Raw genomic sequence first — 17,206 nt, forward strand, 5'->3', positions numbered from 1 at the left:
GCCCGGACTCGGAATCGAACCAAGGACACGGGGATTTTCAATCCCCTGCTCTACCGACTGAGCTATCCGGGCAACGGAGCGCATTAAACCGCAATCACGCCCTATCGTCAACATTATTTCGGGAAAAGCTGTTCAACTGCCTAAGTTTGCGGCAATCTGTCCGTTTTCGCCGCGAAAATGCACAAATCTTCCAGACAGTACCTGTGTGATACGGCAATGCTGAGAGTAAGAGGAGGGCAGTATGACGAATGACTGGCTTGAGCTGCGTCAGCATGCAGATACGGGTATTGAGACGATTAAAGCGCATTTCGAAGGGCATGCCTATGATCCACACTGGCACGATAGCTATCTGGTAGGGATAACCCTCTCCGGCACGCAGCAGTTTCACTGCCGCCGTGAGCGACATCGTAGCCAGCCGGGTGATGCATTTTTGCTTGAGCCCGGAGAGATCCACGACGGCGATGCGCCTGTAGAGGGCGGCTTTACCTATCTGACCTTCTACCTGGATGAGCGCTGGCTTACCCGTGCGCTACAGGGGCTGTACGAATCCACTCCCGGGCATTATTCACTCCACTTTGCCCAAACGTTGACTCGCGAGCCGCAGCTGGTGCGCGCTATCGGTGAGACATTCTCTACTCTGCATAATGATGAGATGAAAATCCTTCAGCAGAGCACAATGGACGATCTGCTCTCCCGCATCACCGCCCATTGCCACTGGCGTAAGAAGCTCCCGACTCAGTTACAAAGTGCTGCCGTGGCGCATCGTGCACGCGACTACCTTTATGCCCATATCGGCGAGAACGTGGGGCTGTCAGACCTTGCGCGCGAGACGGGCACGGATCGCTTTACCCTGACGCGCTGTTTTAAGCGCGAGTTCAACCTGGCGCCACATGCATGGCTTATTCAGCTGCGTCTGGCAAAGGCCCGACAGCTGCTGGCGCGCGGCGAGCAGCCCGTTGATGTGGCTGCGGCAGTGGGTTTTGCCGATCAAAGCCACCTGGGGCGTTGGTTTCAGCGGGCGTACCGTATCTCTCCGGCATACTACCGACGGTTGTGCACAAACCTTCCAGACGTTTCCAAAAAATAACGGCACATTCATGGCTCTAATAAAAAGGAGCCACCGTGAGTTTGATACCCTTTCTGTTGTTCGCTTTTGTCGCCTCCATTACGCCGGGACCAACCAATATTCTGGTGCTGACGAACAGCCAGCAATTTGGCGTAAAAAATACCGTACCTGCTATTCTGGGCGGGTGTATCGCGGCCAGTGCGATCGTGCTGGTATCAGGTGCGGGCGCAGGGGAAGTGCTGCGTCAGTATCCTTTGATACGCCAGATAATGAGCTGGGCGGGCGTGCTGTGGCTAAGCTGGATGAGCTGGCAGCTGTTTAGCGCCCCGGCTGCCAGTCTCTCCGCTAAAAGTCCTGTCCGATTTACTGCTCAGGCAGCGGCGCTACTGCAGATCGTGAATCCGAAAACCTGGATGATGGCGCTGGCGGTCGTCAGCCTGTTTGCCCCGGCGGGCGACCATGCCTTGCGGGATATTGCGCTAATGGCGCTATGGTTTCTGCTGATCTCGATAGCCTGTTTGATGTGCTGGGCGTGGCTGGGTAAAGCGGTGAATCGAATTTTTCGCACCACCGTGGCGATGGTGCGATTTCAGCGTCTGATGGCGCTGTGTCTGCTCGTCTCCGCCTGGGCGGGCATGCTGGCCTAGGTCAGTGCTCCGCCCATACGGCACTGGGCAAAGCGCAGAATATCTTCCGCCAGGCGGTGCGCCGTATCCACATCGGCCTGGCTACGGTTCACTAGCATGCGGCTCAGGCAGCCCTCCAGCACCAGCTCCATCTGTTTCGCTACCATTGCCGGGTCATCCACTTCAAGCCGCGTCAGCAGCTCGTGGGTGAAGTCATGCGCCGCACGTTTTTGCTGATCCGCCAACTGGTGGATAGGATGGCCTGGATCCGGAAAGTATGTGCAGGCGGCGATGAACAGACAGCCCGGGTAGCGGTTGTTGCTGACGCATTCCGTCAGGGCGGTATAGCGCGCCAGCAGCTTTTGTTCCACGGTCAGTTCTTCATTCAGCATCAGTTGCCTGCGCCAGACGTCAACCTGCTGGCTGAGGTAGCGCAGGGCATCATAAAGCAGCGCCTCTTTATCTGGCCAGAAGCGCTTAAGTTCATCCAGGGGGTAATCGATACGGTCGGCTACCATCTCAAGCGTGGTGCTGGCTATCCCTTGAATCTCAAGTAATTGCAGGGCTTGTCCCAGTACGTCTTCGCGTTGCACGGTTATCTCCTCCGCTATTCCCAACGGTTTGTTCCGTCTAAAGTGTTGTTTACAGTTGGCGATTGCGCAAATGCGCGCTGAATGCCGCTGCATCCATAAACCCGGTTACACGCTGTTCTGGCTGCTCTTCACCCCGTTCATTAAAGAACAAAATGGTGGGCAGACCGAGAACATTAAGCTGTTTCAGCAGGGCCTTATCCTGCGCATCGTTGGCGGTGACGTTCGCCTGAAGAAGCACCGTTTCTTTCAGGGCGCGTTGCACCTGCGGATCGCTAAAGGTGTATTTTTCAAACTCTTTGCAGGCGACGCACCAGTCGGCATAGAGATCGAGCATCACCGGTTTGCCTTTCGCCTCCGCCAGGGCGCTGTTGAGTTCATCCACGTTCTTAATCTGGGTGAAGTTCAGATGCGCCTGCGTCTGACCCACGGGTGAACCAAACGCCCAATCCTGCAGCGGGCGTACGCTCACCAGCGCGGCGGCGAGCAGGATAATTTGCACCAGACGCATCCACGGCCGTTTCGCTCCCAGACTGGTGATAAATGCCCAGCTGAAGAACGCTACGCCGAGCATGGCCCACAGGCGCATACCCCAGACGTCGCCGAGGATACGCTCAAGGAGGAATACCGGCAGAGCGAGGATGACAAAGCCAAACGCGGTTTTCACCGTCTCCATCCACGGGCCGCTTTTCGGCAGCAGGCGGTTGCCAAATACCGTCACCAGGATCAGCGGCAGCCCCATGCCTAGCGCATAGAGATAAAGCGTGCCGCCCCCAAGCCACATGTTGCCGCTCTGGGCGATATAGAGCAGGATGGCGCTCAGCGGGGCGGTGGTGCAAGGGGAGCAAATTAATCCGGCGATGGCCCCCATCACAAACACGCCACCTGGCGATCCACCCTGCTGGCGGTTACTCATCAGCGTTAAGCGAGTTTGCAGCGCAGACGGTAGCTGCAGGGTAAACAGGCCAAACATCGACAGCGCCAGCAGGATGAAGACAATCGACAAGCCAATAAGCACGTAAGGATGCTGAAGCGCAGCCTGGAACTGTAGCCCGGCAGCGGCAACCACAAGGCCAAGGGCAGTATAGGTCAATGCCATACCCTGGACGTAAATAAAGGCTAACAGCAGGGCGCGTGCGGTGGAAAGCCGTTGCTTACCTCCCAGCACGATGCCAGAGATGAGCGGATACATCGGCAGCACGCACGGGGTAAAGGCAATGCCAATGCCAATCAGTAAGGCCCAGAACGCTGAGAACGGAAGGTCTGTGCGGTCTTCGCTCTTCTCGCCTGAGGGGAGAGGGGAAACGGCAGCCGTCGCTTTCACTTCGCTGAGCGGAACAACCTTCGTTTCCGGCGGATAGCAGAATCCGGCATCCGCGCATCCCTGATAGGTCACCGTCAGCGTCGCGCCTTTATCCGCCTGGTTCACCGTGACGGGCACGCTTAAGCGCTGGCGGTAGATTTCACTCTTGCCGTAGAACTCGTCCTTATGCCACTCGCCTGCGGGGAGCTGTAATGCGCCCACGTTTGCCTGGGCAGGGGTAATACTCACCTGCTTGCGATAGAGGTAGTAGCCCTCTTTCACCTGCCAGGTGAGGGTAAGGTCGTGCTGGTTTTGCTGAAAATCGAAAACAAACGCCTGGTCGGCAGGGATGAAGTTCGAACGGCCGGGCGCGTCAAACAACCCGGCAAATACTGATGTGCTGCACAGCAGCAGGATCAGCGTAAGGAAGCGTTGAGCCATGAGAGATAATCGTTATCGCCATGAACCACTGGCAGAACCAGCAGCTCCGGGGTTTGGTAAGGATGATGAGATTTGAGGCAGTCCAGGAGTGCCTGCTGATTCGCCAGATTAGTTTTGAGCAACATCTGAACTTCGTACTCTTGCTCCAGCTTGCCTTCCCAGTAATAAAGAGAGGTGGCACCGGGGAGGAGCGTTACGCAGGCGGCCAGTTTTTCAGCCAGCACTTTGGCGGCGAGATCCTGGGCAGAGGCTTCATCAGGGGCGGTACACAGTACGACAACAGCATCAGGCGTGTTCACAAGTCGACCTCCTCATCACGAAAGGCTTCACTATATCACGCAAGACAACGGGTCATTAATGAAACGGGCCGCAGAGCGGCCCGATTTTAACTATTTTTACAACCCTTAACGGTTTACAGCACCACGCCGCCAATGATAAAGCCGAGGATCACGCACAGTGAAATGGCGACCACGCCCGGGATCAGGAACGCATGGTTAAACACGTATTTACCGATGCGGGTTGACCCGGTGTCATCCATCTCTACCGCTGCCAGCAGGGTTGGGTAGGTAGGCAATACGAACAGGGCAGAAACGGCAGCAAACGAGGCGATGGCGGTTAACGGCGTTACGCCCAGCATCAGTGCCGCAGGCATCAGCGCTTTGGTGGTCGCCGCCTGAGAGTAAAGCAGGGTCGCAGCGAAGAACAGCACGACCGCCAGCAGCCACGGGTAGTTGTGCAGCAGGTCGCCGGCGACGGTCTGGATGTCGCTAATGTGCGCTTTTACAAAGGTATCACCAAGCCACGCCACGCCGAGTACGCACACGCAGGCGCTCATGCCGGATTTGAAGGTGCTGGCGTTCAGCACTTCACTGGTGTCGATTTTACAGGTGATGCTAATCAGCGTCGCGATAGTCAGCATAAACACGACAATCGCTTCGTTACGCGGCAGTACCGGGTTCTGGATCAGACCTACGGTATCGCTGATCGCGGTCGCGTAGAACATGACGGCGACGATACCAATCAGGAACAGCAGCACGGAGCGTTTCGCGTGTGGCTTCAGTTCGAAGACCTGGCTGCCGCGCAGGCTCACTTCACCCTTGGCAAGGCGTTCCTGATAGACCGGATCGTCTTTCAGCTCGGCACCGAGGAAGTTACACAGCACGGCGGTAATCATCACCGCAATCAGCGTGACCGGAATACAGATCGCCAGCAGCGTCAGGTAGCTCACACCCATTGGCTCAAGGATACCGGCGAAGAACACCACTGCGGCTGAAATCGGCGAGGCGGTAATCGCAATCTGAGACGCCACCACCGCGATAGAGAGCGGACGAGACGGACGGATACCCTGTTCTTTCGCCACTTCCGTAATCACCGGTAGCGTGGAGAACGCGGTGTGACCCGTACCGGCGAGAATGGTCATAAACCAGGTCACCAGCGGGGCAAGGAAGGTAATGTATTTTGGATGGCGGCGCAGCATACGCTCCGCCAGGCTTACCAGATAGTCCATACCGCCTGCCACCTGCATGGCGGCGATAGCGGCAATAACTGCCATGATGATTTCAATAACGTCAAACGGGATTGCGCCGGGTTTAATCTGAAAGATAAGGGTAAGAACGAGCACCCCGAGACCGCCGGCAAAACCGATGCCGATACCCCCGAGTCTTGCTCCCAAATAAATCGCCAACAAGACGATGACGAGTTCTGCTCCAAACATAAGGACCTGCCTTGCTTATTAACAAGTTGATATTGAATTGTTGTATTTCGGTAACACCTAAAAAGAAAAAAGGCACGTCACAAGTGACGTGCCTTAAGAAGCCTAGCCTGAACGGTTACTGTTCGCTTTCATCGGTATATCGTTTCGCTTTATATGCCGGGTGCATCAGGTTCTGGGCCGAGAAGATATCGTCCAGCTCAGCTTCGGTCAACAGCCCGCGCTCCAGCACCACTTCACGTACGCTCTTACCGGTTTCGGCACAAATCTTACCGACGATGTCACCGTTGTGGTGACCGATGAACGGGTTGAGGTAGGTGACGATCCCGATGGAGTTATAGACATAGCCCTCACAGACTTCTTTGTTTGCTGTGATGCCGTTAATGCATTTTTCCAGCAGGTTGTAGCAGGCGTTAGTCAGGATGTGGATGGATTCAAACATGGCCTGGCCAATCACGGGCTCCATCACGTTCAGCTGCAGCTGACCAGCTTCAGAGGCCATGGTCACGGTCGTATCGTTACCGATGACTTTGAAGCAAACCTGATTCACCACTTCTGGCACCACCGGGTTCACTTTAGCCGGCATGATGGATGAACCGGCCTGCAGCTCTGGCAGGTTGATTTCATTCAGGCCAGCGCGCGGGCCGGAAGAGAGCAGGCGCAGGTCGTTACAGATTTTGGACAGTTTCACCGCCAGACGTTTCAGGGCGCTGTGTACCATGACGTAGGCACCGCAGTCTGAGGTGGCTTCAATCAGATCTTCTGCAGGCACAACCGGCAGGTTAGAGACTTCAGCCAGCTTCTGAACCGCCAGCTGCTGATAGCCGTCCGGGGTGTTCAGACGTGTACCGATGGCGGTTGCGCCCAGGTTCACTTCCAGCAGCAGCTCGGAGGTGCGCAGCAGGTTTTTGGTTTCTTCGTTCAGCAGCACGTTAAACGCGTGGAACTCCTGGCCGAGGGTCATCGGCACCGCGTCCTGCAGCTGGGTACGGCCCATTTTCAGGATATCCTGGAACTCAACCGCTTTACGCTGGAAGCCATCGCCCAGCTGGTTGATCGCGTCCACCAGCTTCACTACGGAGGCATACACCGCGATACGGAAACCGGTAGGGTAGGCGTCGTTGGTGGACTGGCATTTGTTCACGTGGTCGTTCGGGTTCAGGTACTGGTATTCACCTTTCTGATGACCCATCAGCTCCAGGCCGATGTTTGCCAGTACTTCGTTGGTATTCATGTTGACGGAGGTACCCGCGCCGCCCTGATAGACGTCAACCGGGAACTGATCCATGCATTTGCCGTTGTTCAGCACTTCATCGCAGGCTGCGATAATCGCATTTGCCGCGCTTTTAGGAATGGTTTGCAGCTCTTTGTTGGCCAGTGCTGCGGCTTTCTTCACCATCACCATGCCACGGACAAACTCAGGGATGTCGCTGATTTTGCTGTTGCTGATGTAGAAGTTTTCAATCGCTCTCAGAGTGTGGACACCGTAGTAGGCATCCGCTGGAACTTCCCTGGTACCCAACAAGTCTTCTTCGATACGAATGTTGTTTAACATGTGAACCTTCTTTTCAAGCTGCCGATGGATTGTACTAAACACACAGTATTTATGTGGTTTTGAATATTTTCTGGCCGACGATTATTCCCTCAATCAGCCAGATGCCCGAGATCATATGCTGATGATAGCGAATTGCCGTAAGCTGGATCACTTATTATCGACCCGATTCCATGATAATTATTAATCTGTGAAATGAGTCACCGCTTTAATATTTCCAAAAAAAATATCCGTGCAAACTGATTGAATTTTCGCTAACCGTCACCATCTCATACAAACGCGCGTCGCGAACACATTCAGACAGGGGCCCGAGGGCACCTGCCACACAGGAGATGCCAGTGCGCTGGATACCGTTTATTGCTTTCTTTCTCTATGTTTACATCGAGATTTCCATTTTCATCCAGGTTGCCCACGTGCTGGGCGTCCTGCTGACGCTGATTCTGGTGATTTTCACCTCCGTCATCGGCATGTCGCTGGTGCGTAATCAGGGTTTCAAAAATTTCCTGATAATGCAGCAGAAGATGGCTGCTGGCGAAAGTCCGGCAGCAGAGATGATCAAAAGCGTCTCGCTGATCATTGCGGGGCTGCTGCTGATTTTGCCGGGCTTCTTCACCGACTTCCTCGGCCTTCTGCTTCTTCTGCCGCCGGTGCAAAAACACCTGACCATGAAGCTGCTGCCGCATCTGCGCTTTAGCCGTATGCCGGGCGGTGGTTTTAGTACCGGGCCAGGCGATACGTTTGAAGGGGAGTATCAGCGTAAGGATGAGCAGCACGACCGGTTAGATCATAAAGACGATCGGTGATGTTGTTGCCCGGTGGCGCTTCGCTTACCGGGCCTACGGATTCTGCTGTTTCGGTAAAAACAGCCACAACCCTGTCAGCATGACAATAGCGTACAGACTCTTCCATCCCACCATTGCCAGCAACAGCAGGCAAAGCACGCCCCCAACGACCGCCAGAGCTTTATAGCGACCTTTCAGCAGGCGGCAGCCCGCGAGCATACACAGCAGATAGATCATAATGAAAATGCCGTTGGCGTAGACGATCAGCGCATCCAGATTGATATCCAGCGCGTAGATACACAGCGAACTCAGGACGCAACAGCCCAGTACGGCATTCAGGGCATTCAAGGGGAGCTGACGTTTAGACAGGCGCGCAAGGCGGCTCTCAGGCCTATAGCGCGCCTGAGACCACGCCAGACGGGCAAAGCTCTGGATATAAATATTCAGACTGGCAAAGCAGGCCAGATAGCCGATGACGCAGGCGATCCATAGCGCTTTCACTCCAAACAGCTGCACCACAATGCCGGGGAGCGAAGCGGCGGCAGCTTTATCCGCGCCGAAGGCGTCAAAATGTAACACCAGCACGGTACAAGCCCAGTAAACCGTACCTGCCAGCAGCAGGCCAATCATCAGCGCGCGCGGGAAATCGCGTTCAGGCTGCTTAAATTCCGACGCCAGATGAGCAAAGGCTTCCAGGCCCACAAAACACCAGAACATGACGGAGAGGGCGGCGAAAAGCTGTGAATGGTCGACGTCGGTCACCGCCGGGAAGGGAATGTCTTTCAGCGCGATATCGCCCGCCCACCAGATGACGGCAATCAGGGCAACAATCATTACCGCAACCAGCGTTTGCAGATTCGCGCTCGAGCTGGCACCGCGAGAGCCTACCCACCAGACGATAGCCAGCGTACCCAGTTCGGCCAGCAGCAGCTGCTCGTCATGCCAGCCAAACAGCGCCTGACCAAAGCCGGTCGCAATATGCAGCGCCGCAGGGAGACCAACCGGAATAACGGAGAGAAACAGCCAGCCGGTCACACGCTCCATTCGCGGGCCAAAGGCCAGCCCGACAAAATGCGCCACGCCGCCCGCGCTGGGGAAATGCCGTCCCAGGATGGCAAACACAATGGCTATCGGGAAAACCAGCACAATCAGCACCGGCCACGCCCACAGGCTGTTATTTCCTGCCACCAGCGCCGCCAGTGCGGGTACGGCAAACACGCCCGTCCCTAACAAGGAAGTGGAGAGCAGGCCAACGCCTTGCGCCAGCCCCAACTCCTGCTTGAGTCCACTCATTGACATCGCCCTGCCACTACCAAAAGAGAGGCGATGGTAACACTTTCGCAAATTTTTTTTTCAACTCCCCCTTGAAGGGGTAAAAAGCTATCCCCATCTCTCAGGGCACTAGTCGGAAAACCGCTTGCGGGCCGGCGTCATCCATAACTGATAATGACTTTCTCAAAGGAGAGCTATCAATGAGTATTCGTCCGTTACATGATCGTGTGATCGTCAAACGTAAAGAAGTTGAAACCAAGTCTGCTGGCGGCATCGTTCTGACCGGTTCTGCAGCAGCCAAATCAACGCGTGGCGAAATCATCGCTGTCGGTAAGGGCCGCATCCTGGAAAACGGAACTGTGCAGCCACTGGACGTTAAAGTTGGTGACATCGTAATTTTCAACGATGGCTACGGCGTGAAATCCGAGAAGATCGACAATGAAGAAGTGTTGATCATGTCCGAGAGCGACATTCTGGCAATTGTTGAAGCGTAATTTACGCACGAGAATTTGAGGAAATAAGAACATGGCAGCTAAAGACGTAAAATTCGGTAACGACGCTCGTGTAAAAATGCTCCGCGGCGTAAACGTACTGGCAGATGCAGTTAAAGTGACCCTGGGCCCGAAAGGCCGTAACGTAGTGCTGGATAAATCCTTCGGCGCGCCAACCATCACCAAAGATGGTGTTTCTGTAGCACGTGAAATCGAGCTGGAAGACAAGTTCGAAAACATGGGTGCGCAGATGGTGAAAGAAGTTGCCTCTAAAGCGAACGACGCTGCAGGCGACGGTACCACCACCGCGACCGTACTGGCGCAGGCGATCATCACCGAAGGTCTGAAAGCCGTTGCTGCGGGCATGAACCCAATGGATCTGAAACGTGGTATCGACAAAGCTGTCACTGCCGCTGTTGAAGAACTGAAAGCGCTGTCCGTACCGTGCTCTGACTCTAAAGCGATTGCTCAGGTTGGTACTATCTCCGCTAACTCCGACGAAACCGTAGGTAAACTGATCGCGGAAGCGATGGACAAAGTCGGTAAAGAAGGCGTGATCACCGTTGAAGACGGTACCGGTCTGGAAGACGAACTGGACGTAGTTGAAGGTATGCAGTTCGACCGCGGTTACCTGTCCCCATACTTCATCAACAAGCCAGAAACTGGCGCTGTTGAGCTGGAAAGCCCGTTCATCCTGCTGGCTGACAAGAAAATCTCCAACATCCGCGAAATGCTGCCAGTTCTGGAAGCCGTTGCAAAAGCAGGCAAACCGCTGGTTATCATCGCTGAAGACGTTGAAGGCGAAGCGCTGGCAACGCTGGTGGTTAACACCATGCGCGGCATCGTGAAAGTGGCTGCGGTTAAAGCACCTGGCTTCGGCGATCGCCGTAAAGCAATGCTGCAGGATATCGCTACCCTGACTGGCGGTACCGTCATCTCTGAAGAGATCGGTATGGAGCTGGAAAAAGCGACCCTGGAAGACCTGGGCCAGGCGAAACGCGTTGTGATCAACAAAGACACCACCACCATCATCGATGGCGTGGGTGAAGAAGCCGCTATTCAGGGCCGCGTTGGTCAGATCCGTAAGCAGATCGAAGAAGCAACTTCTGATTACGACCGTGAAAAACTGCAGGAGCGCGTAGCGAAACTGGCAGGCGGCGTTGCGGTAATCAAAGTCGGTGCTGCGACTGAAGTTGAAATGAAAGAGAAAAAAGCACGCGTTGACGATGCCCTGCACGCGACCCGTGCTGCGGTAGAAGAAGGCGTGGTTGCTGGTGGTGGTGTTGCGCTGGTGCGTGTTGCCGCTAAGCTGGCTGGCCTGACCGCGCAGAACGAAGATCAGAACGTGGGTATCAAAGTTGCGCTGCGCGCAATGGAAGCACCTCTGCGTCAGATCGTATCCAACGCCGGTGAAGAGCCATCTGTTGTGACCAACAACGTGAAAGCGGGCGAAGGTAACTACGGTTACAACGCGGCAACGGAAGAATACGGCAACATGATCGACTTCGGTATCCTGGACCCAACTAAAGTAACCCGTTCTGCTCTGCAGTACGCGGCATCTGTAGCGGGCCTGATGATCACTACCGAGTGCATGGTAACCGACCTGCCTAAAGGCGACGCGCCTGACTTAGGTGCTGCTGGCATGGGCGGCATGGGTGGTATGGGCGGCATGATGTAATCGTGCGCTTTACCGCTTAGAATGTGAAAAACCCCCGGGCAGAAATGCTCGGGGGTTTTTCTTTTGGTCATCTTTTAGGTATAAGATTTACACACGGACAACTACTGTCCAGCTTATTGAAAACGAGGAATAACATGCGCGTAAAAGTCTGTGCAGGGATCGTAGGAGCAGCATTGCTGCTGGCGGGTTGTAGCTCCAGCAATGAGCTGTCGGCAGCGGGCCAGGGTGTTCGCTTTGTGGAAGATAAGCCGGGCAGCGAATGCCAGCTGTTAGGCACGGCCTCCGGTGAGCAAAGTAACTGGATGTCGGGTCAGCATGGCGAAGAAGGTGGCTCTATGCGCGGTGCGGCGAATGCCCTGCGTAACCAGGCTGCGGCAATGGGCGGTAACGTAATTTACGGCGTGAGCAGCCCAACGCAGGGGATGCTGTCCAGCTTCGTGCCGACGGCCAGCCAGATGAACGGCCAGGTCTATAAGTGCCCGAACTGATTGCCTTTTTCCCTCTCCCAAAGGGAGAGGGTTAGGGGGAGGGGAAACTAGTTCTGCCGCAGCTGCAAATCCAGCGGCGTCTTGCTCGGCTCACCGCCAATCTCACGTGCCAGCTTCGGCACCATATAGCCTGAAACCAGCGTTAGCAGTTCGCGCACGATCTGCCGGGCTTCTTCATCCGTCACCATGAAATGGGCCGCGCCCTGAACGCGATCCAGCACGTGCAGGTAATAGGGCATCACGCCCGCATCAAATAGCGCATTGCTCAGGTCAGCCAGCACGCGGGCGCTATCGTTTACGCCACGCAGCAGCACGCTCTGGTTCAGCAGCGTCACGCCCGCTTTACGCAAACGCGCCATTGCCGCGCGAAAATCATCGCCAATTTCGTTCGCATGGTTAATGTGGTTCACCAGCAGCACCTGCAGTCGAGACTGCTCCAGGCGCGACACCAGGCCGTCAGTGATACGCGCCGGAATAACAATCGGCAAACGGCTATGAATGCGCAGACGCTTAATGTGCGGGATGGCTTCAAGCTGAGTCAGCAGCCAGTCCAGCTCGTGATCTTTCGCCATCAGCGGGTCGCCGCCGGAAAAAATAATCTCATCCAGCTCCGGATGGGCGACGATATAGTCCAGCGCGACCTGCCAGTTGCGTTTATTCCCCTGGTTTTCGGCATACGGGAAGTGCCGACGGAAGCAATAACGACAATTTACCGCACAGCCGCCTTTTACCAGCAGCAGGGCTCGGTTGAGATACTTGTGCAGTAAACCCGGCACCACGCTGTTCTGCTCTTCAAGAGGATCGGTGCTATATCCCGGCGCAGTAATGAACTCATCCTGCGAAGTAAGCGTTTGTTTTAATAAAGGATCGTCAGGATTTCCTTTCTCCATTCTGGCAACAAACGCGCGGGGAACACGCAGGGCAAAGAGGCGCTTCGCCTCCCGGCCTGCAAGCAACTCTGGGTGCTGATCGAGGTCTAAAAGACGCAGCAATTCATCAGGACTGGTGATTACATCGGCAAGTTGCGATAACCAATCTTCTCTGGACGGGGTGTTTAGGGTTACAATATGCGCCATTTTGTGGCTTAGCTACCAGTTAACAAATTTAGAGGGCCTTATGGCAACGTACTATAGCAACGATTTTCGTGCTGGTCTTAAAATCATGATGGACGGCGAACCGTACGCGGTTGAAGCCAGCGAATTCGTTAAACCAGGTAAAGGCCAGGCATTCGCACGCGTTAAGCTGCGCCGCCTGCTGACCGGTACCCGTGTTGAGAAAACCTTCAAGTCTACCGACTCCGCTGAAGGCGCTGATGTTGTTGATATGAACCTGACCTATCTGTACAACGACGGCGAGTTCTATCACTTCATGAACAACTCTACTTTCGAACAGCTGTCTGCTGATGAGAAAGCGGTAGGTGATAGCGCTAAATGGCTGCTGGATCAGGCCGAGTGCATCGTGACCCTGTGGAACGGTCAGCCTATCGCTGTGACCCCACCAAACTTCGTAGAGCTGGAAATCGTTGAAACCGATCCAGGTCTGAAAGGTGACACCGCAGGTACTGGCGGTAAGCCTGCCAAACTGTCTACCGGCGCAGTGGTTAAAGTTCCACTGTTCGTGCAGACTGGCGAAGTGATCAAAGTGGATACCCGCTCCGGCGAATACGTATCACGCGTGAAGTAATAGTCAGGGCGCAGCGCCCGCTGCGCCTGATTTTTGCAGGCAGGGATGATGAAACGTACCGTTAAAATTCTGCTTCTGTTAGCGCTCTCCAGCGCAATGCTTTCCGGGTGTAACACCGCGCGCGGCGTGGGTGAAGATATCCAGGATCTCGGCCATATCATTTCTCACGCTGCCAGCTAACACCGTCTAATTTTCCTAAAAATGCTTCCTTTTCCGTCAAACGACGGGATCTTGTCTATTCTTAAGTTGCTATACACAAAACAACTTTGGCTATAAAAGGAAGATATTATGGTTAAGAAAACAATTGCAGCGATCTTTTCTGTCCTCGTACTTTCCACAGTGTTGACTGCATGTAATACCACCCGCGGCGTAGGGGAAGATATCTCCGACGGTGGTAATGCTATTTCTGGTGCAGCAACGAAAGCCCAGAACTAAAAGTATGGACGGTACGGCACTACACTTTCACCGTACCGTCAATTCTCGACTTCCTGCAGGGATAAAAACGGGGAGAAACGCGTATCCATATGCAGTTTCATGCGGATATTGCGCTTATAGGTATAGACCGTTTTTCCATTGATACTCAGGTGAGCAGCAATCTTCTGATTGCTCGCGCCATCCATCCACAATGTCAGTACTTTCTCTTCCTGTCGGGTCAGCAACGGGGCGGCCACCGTTGGCCTGTCGGCGCCTGCGCGCGAGAGTAAAGCGTCGTTGATCGCCGTGGCCACTTCTTCAAGAGTGGCGTTTTTCAGTAACGACGACCAAACCGGGAACTGCCCGAGCCAGTCCGTCATGCCGCTGTCCTCTCCCGACTGCAGTAAAATAAACGGCAATCGTTCACTGGCGTTAAGCAAGGAAGAGAGCTGCTGAAAATGGTGGATATCCTGCCTGAAGCCGTACAGGTCAGCGATAACCAGCGTGGGTTTCCATTGCAGAATATGCTCTCTGGCAAGGAACAGATTATTCAGCCCGGTCACAACGTAGTGTCCCGGGAACAAACCGGAATGATTGAGCCATGCTTCAAATCCCGTGCGGGTGAAGTGACAACGGTCAATCAAAAGAATTTTGAACATATTTTATTCGCAGTCGGCTGGTGGTTTGGCTTCCTGCCATCAGAAAGCACATCATCATAGAGAAGTCGGATGAGTGCTAAATGCCGGAACTACGCGCCATACTTAGGCTATTTCTTGCCTTAACGTGTTCAGCAGAAAGGGATTGAAAAAAAATCGCACGTTAACCACAATATAGGGCGTAATCTCTGCCTTACGGGACGACCCGTAAGCATTTCTTTCACCGGGGACGGCCCCAACTTGTATTAAGTTAAGGAGCCTGAAATGTCCTGGATCGTTCTTTTTATTGCCGGCCTGCTCGAAGTCGTTTGGGCGATTGGTCTCAAATACACCCACGGCTTTACCCGCCTGACCCCCAGCGTCATTACCGTCACCGCGATGATAGTGAGTATTGTTCTGTTGTCATGGGCGATGCGATCTCTGCCTGTCGGAACGGCTTATGCCGTCTGGACGGGCATTGGTGCGGTGGGGGCTGCCATCACGGGCATTCTGCTGCTGGGAGAGTCCGCGAGTCTGGCGCGTATCGCCAGCCTCGCGCTGATTGTGGCCGGAATCATTGGGCTGAAGCTCAGCACCCACTAATGGGGTTGTTCTACCCAGATGAGTTTTGACACATCAAACCCTTGCCGGGTCGCGACGTCCAGCATCTGCTGTTTCATTTCTGACGAAATAGTTGGCGTGCGGGAGAGTATCCACAGGTAGTCGCGATCCGGTCCGCAGACCAGCGCGTGACGGTACTCTCTGTCGAGTGCGATCACGTTGTAGCCGCCATAAAACGGGCCAAAGAAAGAGACTTTGAGCGCGGCCCGTCGCGGGTCGCCGGTGAAGTAGGCCTTCCCAACCGACTGTTGCCACATCTCTCTGTCGGGATTATATCCCCGGTTGATCACCTGAATACCGCCATCATCCATCGGGCTGTAATGTGCAGTGACCTTCTCTAAGCCCTGCTCAAACCGGTGGTCGAGGCGCGCGATTTCATACCATGTTCCGAGGAAGCGTTGTGCATCGAAAGGCGTGACGACGGTAACGCCAGGTGGTGGAGTAGGGGAACTGCAGGCAACCACTAAAAACGCGGCTGTCACCGCGGCGATAACAGGCAGAATGCGCATAGGAGTTTCCTTACTGTTTTTTGTTAAGTGTAGATGACGGCAAGGAAAAAGTGGGGAACGTGCGGTGTGTTTCGCCGGGGGGGCACATCGTGGATTTTGTAGGCCGGGTAAGGCGAAGCTGCCACCCGGCAATGTTTACTACAGCGCGCTCAAAATATGGTATGCCGCCTCAACTCGCGCCGGGTTCGGATAGCTTTTATTCGCGAGCATCACAATACCGATCTGCTTTTCGGGAATAAATGCTACGTAGTTGCCAAACCCGCCAGTAGAGCCTGTTTTGTGGACCCAGGACGCATTGACCGGGGGAACCGGTGGATTCACCTCTGCCACGGGCAACGGCGCCAGCGCCACCTTATTGTCGCTGCCCCCGACCACGGTTTTGGCATCGACCGGCCAGTTAAGCATTTCCCAGCCTAACCCTTGATACATGGCACCCACGCGCCAGTAGCGAGACTGCGCCAGGGCAATGCCTTGCTTGAGCGAGGTATCCTGAAGGGAGTCGGGGGCCATGTTGACCATCACCCAGCTCGCCATATCCTTCACGTTGGTTTTGACGCCATAGGCTTCAGCGTCCAGCATCCCCGGCGACACGCGTACTGCGTTACCGTCACGGTATCCCCAGGCGTAATGTGCGTCTTCCGCTTTCGGAACGTTTATCCATGTATGGTCTAGCTTGAGCGGCTTAAAGACCCGCTTCGTCATGGCCTCTTCAAAGCTCATGCCGGAGGGTTTAACCGCGAGGGCGCCAAAAAGACCGATGCTGGAATTCGCATAAAGACGCGTGGTGCCCGGCTGCCACTGCGGCTGCCAGCGTTGATAAAAGCGCAGCAGAGAGGCGTTATCAGTGACCTCATCCGGTACCTGCAGCGGCAGACCGCCTGCGGTATAGGTTGCCAGGTCCAGCATGCGAATTCCCTGCCACTGCTTGCCCGTCAGCTCAGGCCAGTACTTTGTCACCGGATCGCCCAGCGATATCTCACCGCGAGCAATAGCATCCCCACCCAGCACGCCGGTGAAGGTTTTACTTATAGAGCCCAGCTCGAACAAGGTTTGCGGGGTGACGGGTTTGCCCGCCGCGACATCAGCCTTACCGAAGGTAAAGTAGTGCGGCTGGCCCTGATAAATTACCGCCACCGCCATACCCGGGATGGCCTGCGCTTTCATCAGCGGCGTAACGGTACGTTCCACCACCTCAGCCAGCTGTTTTTCTGACATTGAAGCAGCAAATACTGAGCAGGAGGCGCTGAGCAGCAGGGCGCAGCAAAGGGATTTTTTCATCATCAGTTATCTTCCGTAATAGCGGTTCAAGGGAGTGTCCGGGCCCGTCAGACAGCAGTAGTCTGT

20 protein-coding genes and 1 tRNA gene are annotated in these 17,206 nt (G+C 54.9%); 10 read left to right on the forward strand and 11 right to left on the reverse strand.

Going from position 1 to position 17,206, the window contains the following annotated elements; translation table 11 throughout:
* Nucleotides 1–72, reverse strand: a tRNA-Phe gene (locus AC3WOK_RS23170).
* A gap of 169 nt (nt 73–241) precedes the next feature.
* On the opposite strand from AC3WOK_RS23170, the gene AC3WOK_RS23175 reads away from it, so the two are divergent.
* Together AC3WOK_RS23175 and AC3WOK_RS23180 are read left to right on the forward strand one after the other, a co-directional pair.
* Entirely contained in the window at nt 242–1,087 is an 846-nt protein-coding gene (locus tag AC3WOK_RS23175) for an AraC family ligand binding domain-containing protein (protein WP_447854979.1), read from the forward strand.
* A gap of 35 nt (nt 1,088–1,122) precedes the next feature.
* Complete coding sequence (locus AC3WOK_RS23180) at nt 1,123–1,713, forward strand: LysE family translocator (protein ID WP_447854980.1); 591 nt, start codon at nt 1,123–1,125, stop codon at nt 1,711–1,713.
* Here the strand turns inward: AC3WOK_RS23180 and AC3WOK_RS23185 are convergent.
* From AC3WOK_RS23185 to aspA, 5 genes are all read right to left on the reverse strand, one after another.
* Entirely contained in the window at nt 1,710–2,285 is a 576-nt protein-coding gene (locus AC3WOK_RS23185; protein WP_047346098.1) for a transcriptional regulator, read from the reverse strand. The two genes, AC3WOK_RS23180 and AC3WOK_RS23185, sit on opposite strands and share 4 nt — an antisense overlap.
* Nucleotides 2,286–2,334: 49 nt before the next feature.
* Nucleotides 2,335–4,026 (reverse strand): protein-disulfide reductase DsbD, encoded by a 1,692-nt coding sequence (locus tag AC3WOK_RS23190; RefSeq protein ID WP_447854981.1) that lies wholly within the window; start codon nt 4,024–4,026, stop codon nt 2,335–2,337.
* Complete coding sequence (gene cutA / locus AC3WOK_RS23195; protein ID WP_014168278.1) at nt 4,002–4,325, reverse strand: divalent cation tolerance protein CutA; 324 nt, start codon at nt 4,323–4,325, stop codon at nt 4,002–4,004. Before cutA ends, AC3WOK_RS23190 begins: the two co-directional genes overlap by 25 nt.
* Nucleotides 4,326–4,438: 113 nt before the next feature.
* Nucleotides 4,439–5,740, reverse strand: a complete 1,302-nt coding sequence (locus AC3WOK_RS23200; protein WP_024907357.1) for an anaerobic C4-dicarboxylate transporter — start codon at nt 5,738–5,740, stop codon at nt 4,439–4,441.
* 115 nt (nt 5,741–5,855) lie between these two features.
* Nucleotides 5,856–7,292, reverse strand: a complete 1,437-nt coding sequence (aspA, locus tag AC3WOK_RS23205) for an aspartate ammonia-lyase (RefSeq protein WP_003855923.1) — start codon at nt 7,290–7,292, stop codon at nt 5,856–5,858.
* A 335-nt stretch (nt 7,293–7,627) separates the two neighbouring features.
* Here aspA and AC3WOK_RS23210 point away from each other — a divergent pair, with 335 nt between their 5' ends.
* A complete protein-coding gene (locus AC3WOK_RS23210; protein WP_025758222.1) occupies nt 7,628–8,092 on the forward strand; it encodes an FxsA family protein in 465 nt (154 codons plus the stop codon).
* Between the two features lie 33 nt (nt 8,093–8,125).
* On the opposite strand, the gene yjeH is transcribed toward AC3WOK_RS23210, so the two are convergent.
* Nucleotides 8,126–9,364, reverse strand: a complete 1,239-nt coding sequence (yjeH, locus tag AC3WOK_RS23215; protein ID WP_447854983.1) for an L-methionine/branched-chain amino acid transporter — start codon at nt 9,362–9,364, stop codon at nt 8,126–8,128.
* 179 nt (nt 9,365–9,543) lie between these two features.
* On the opposite strand from yjeH, the gene AC3WOK_RS23220 reads away from it, so the two are divergent.
* From AC3WOK_RS23220 to AC3WOK_RS23230, 3 genes are all read left to right on the forward strand, one after another.
* The gene (locus tag AC3WOK_RS23220) at nt 9,544–9,837 is read left to right on the forward strand and encodes a co-chaperone GroES (protein WP_003855929.1); all 294 of its coding nucleotides are present in this window, start codon (nt 9,544–9,546) and stop codon (nt 9,835–9,837) included.
* A gap of 31 nt (nt 9,838–9,868) precedes the next feature.
* The gene (groL, locus tag AC3WOK_RS23225; protein WP_029742112.1) at nt 9,869–11,512 is read left to right on the forward strand and encodes a chaperonin GroEL; all 1,644 of its coding nucleotides are present in this window, start codon (nt 9,869–9,871) and stop codon (nt 11,510–11,512) included.
* 134 nt (nt 11,513–11,646) lie between these two features.
* Nucleotides 11,647–12,000, forward strand: coding sequence for a DUF4156 domain-containing protein (locus AC3WOK_RS23230; RefSeq protein ID WP_047346101.1), 354 nt, complete (start codon nt 11,647–11,649; stop codon nt 11,998–12,000).
* Nucleotides 12,001–12,047: 47 nt separating this feature from the next.
* Here AC3WOK_RS23230 and epmB read toward each other — a convergent pair whose 3' ends face one another.
* A complete protein-coding gene (gene epmB / locus AC3WOK_RS23235; protein WP_492355165.1) occupies nt 12,048–13,076 on the reverse strand; it encodes an EF-P beta-lysylation protein EpmB in 1,029 nt (342 codons plus the stop codon).
* 40 nt (nt 13,077–13,116) lie between these two features.
* Here epmB and efp point away from each other — a divergent pair, with 40 nt between their 5' ends.
* The 3 genes from efp (at nt 13,117) to ecnB (ending at nt 14,118) form a co-directional block, all read left to right on the forward strand.
* Nucleotides 13,117–13,683, forward strand: a complete 567-nt coding sequence (gene efp / locus AC3WOK_RS23240; protein ID WP_010427766.1) for an elongation factor P — start codon at nt 13,117–13,119, stop codon at nt 13,681–13,683.
* Between the two features lie 48 nt (nt 13,684–13,731).
* The gene (locus AC3WOK_RS23245; protein ID WP_047346103.1) at nt 13,732–13,863 is read left to right on the forward strand and encodes an entericidin A/B family lipoprotein; all 132 of its coding nucleotides are present in this window, start codon (nt 13,732–13,734) and stop codon (nt 13,861–13,863) included.
* 108 nt (nt 13,864–13,971) lie between these two features.
* On the forward strand, nt 13,972–14,118 hold the full coding sequence (ecnB, locus tag AC3WOK_RS23250) for a lipoprotein toxin entericidin B (RefSeq protein WP_047346104.1): 147 nt from the start codon (nt 13,972–13,974) through the stop codon (nt 14,116–14,118).
* A 38-nt stretch (nt 14,119–14,156) separates the two neighbouring features.
* Here the strand turns inward: ecnB and AC3WOK_RS23255 are convergent, their stop codons facing one another.
* Nucleotides 14,157–14,756 carry a helix-turn-helix transcriptional regulator gene (locus AC3WOK_RS23255; RefSeq protein ID WP_447854984.1) on the reverse strand — a complete coding sequence of 200 codons (600 nt, stop codon included), beginning with the start codon at nt 14,754–14,756 and terminating at the stop codon, nt 14,157–14,159.
* 261 nt (nt 14,757–15,017) lie between these two features.
* Between AC3WOK_RS23255 and sugE the strand changes: the two genes are divergently transcribed.
* Nucleotides 15,018–15,335: a quaternary ammonium compound efflux SMR transporter SugE gene (gene sugE / locus AC3WOK_RS23260; protein WP_047346106.1), complete on the forward strand. Its 318-nt coding sequence runs from the start codon at nt 15,018–15,020 to the stop codon at nt 15,333–15,335.
* Here the strand turns inward: sugE and AC3WOK_RS23265 are convergent.
* Nucleotides 15,332–15,862: a lipocalin family protein gene (locus tag AC3WOK_RS23265; protein WP_059311846.1), complete on the reverse strand. Its 531-nt coding sequence runs from the start codon at nt 15,860–15,862 to the stop codon at nt 15,332–15,334. The genes sugE and AC3WOK_RS23265 overlap by 4 nt on opposite strands.
* A gap of 138 nt (nt 15,863–16,000) precedes the next feature.
* Nucleotides 16,001–17,143, reverse strand: coding sequence for an ACT family cephalosporin-hydrolyzing class C beta-lactamase (blaACT, locus tag AC3WOK_RS23270; RefSeq protein WP_492355166.1), 1,143 nt, complete (start codon nt 17,141–17,143; stop codon nt 16,001–16,003).
* Between the last annotated feature and the right edge of the window lie 63 nt (nt 17,144–17,206).

Source organism: Enterobacter sp. FW301-JW81, assembly GCF_058788735.1.

What these genes read in the sequence shown, in the direction of transcription:
- AC3WOK_RS23175 (WP_447854979.1), top strand. Translation starts at nt 242, where the DNA reads ATGACGAATGACTGGCTTGAGCTGCGTCAGCATGCAGATACGGGTATT.
- AC3WOK_RS23190 (WP_447854981.1), bottom strand. Translation starts at nt 4,026, where the DNA reads ATGGCTCAACGCTTCCTTACGCTGATCCTGCTGCTGTGCAGCACATCA.
- AC3WOK_RS23200 (WP_024907357.1), bottom strand. Translation starts at nt 5,740, where the DNA reads ATGTTTGGAGCAGAACTCGTCATCGTCTTGTTGGCGATTTATTTGGGA.
- aspA (WP_003855923.1), bottom strand. Translation starts at nt 7,292, where the DNA reads ATGTTAAACAACATTCGTATCGAAGAAGACTTGTTGGGTACCAGGGAA.
- yjeH (WP_447854983.1), bottom strand. Translation starts at nt 9,364, where the DNA reads ATGAGTGGACTCAAGCAGGAGTTGGGGCTGGCGCAAGGCGTTGGCCTG.
- AC3WOK_RS23220 (WP_003855929.1), top strand. Translation starts at nt 9,544, where the DNA reads ATGAGTATTCGTCCGTTACATGATCGTGTGATCGTCAAACGTAAAGAA.
- groL (WP_029742112.1), top strand. Translation starts at nt 9,869, where the DNA reads ATGGCAGCTAAAGACGTAAAATTCGGTAACGACGCTCGTGTAAAAATG.
- AC3WOK_RS23230 (WP_047346101.1), top strand. Translation starts at nt 11,647, where the DNA reads ATGCGCGTAAAAGTCTGTGCAGGGATCGTAGGAGCAGCATTGCTGCTG.
- epmB (WP_492355165.1), bottom strand. Translation starts at nt 13,076, where the DNA reads ATGGCGCATATTGTAACCCTAAACACCCCGTCCAGAGAAGATTGGTTA.
- efp (WP_010427766.1), top strand. Translation starts at nt 13,117, where the DNA reads ATGGCAACGTACTATAGCAACGATTTTCGTGCTGGTCTTAAAATCATG.
- AC3WOK_RS23245 (WP_047346103.1), top strand. Translation starts at nt 13,732, where the DNA reads ATGAAACGTACCGTTAAAATTCTGCTTCTGTTAGCGCTCTCCAGCGCA.
- ecnB (WP_047346104.1), top strand. Translation starts at nt 13,972, where the DNA reads ATGGTTAAGAAAACAATTGCAGCGATCTTTTCTGTCCTCGTACTTTCC.
- AC3WOK_RS23255 (WP_447854984.1), bottom strand. Translation starts at nt 14,756, where the DNA reads ATGTTCAAAATTCTTTTGATTGACCGTTGTCACTTCACCCGCACGGGA.
- sugE (WP_047346106.1), top strand. Translation starts at nt 15,018, where the DNA reads ATGTCCTGGATCGTTCTTTTTATTGCCGGCCTGCTCGAAGTCGTTTGG.
- AC3WOK_RS23265 (WP_059311846.1), bottom strand. Translation starts at nt 15,862, where the DNA reads ATGCGCATTCTGCCTGTTATCGCCGCGGTGACAGCCGCGTTTTTAGTG.
- blaACT (WP_492355166.1), bottom strand. Translation starts at nt 17,143, where the DNA reads ATGATGAAAAAATCCCTTTGCTGCGCCCTGCTGCTCAGCGCCTCCTGC.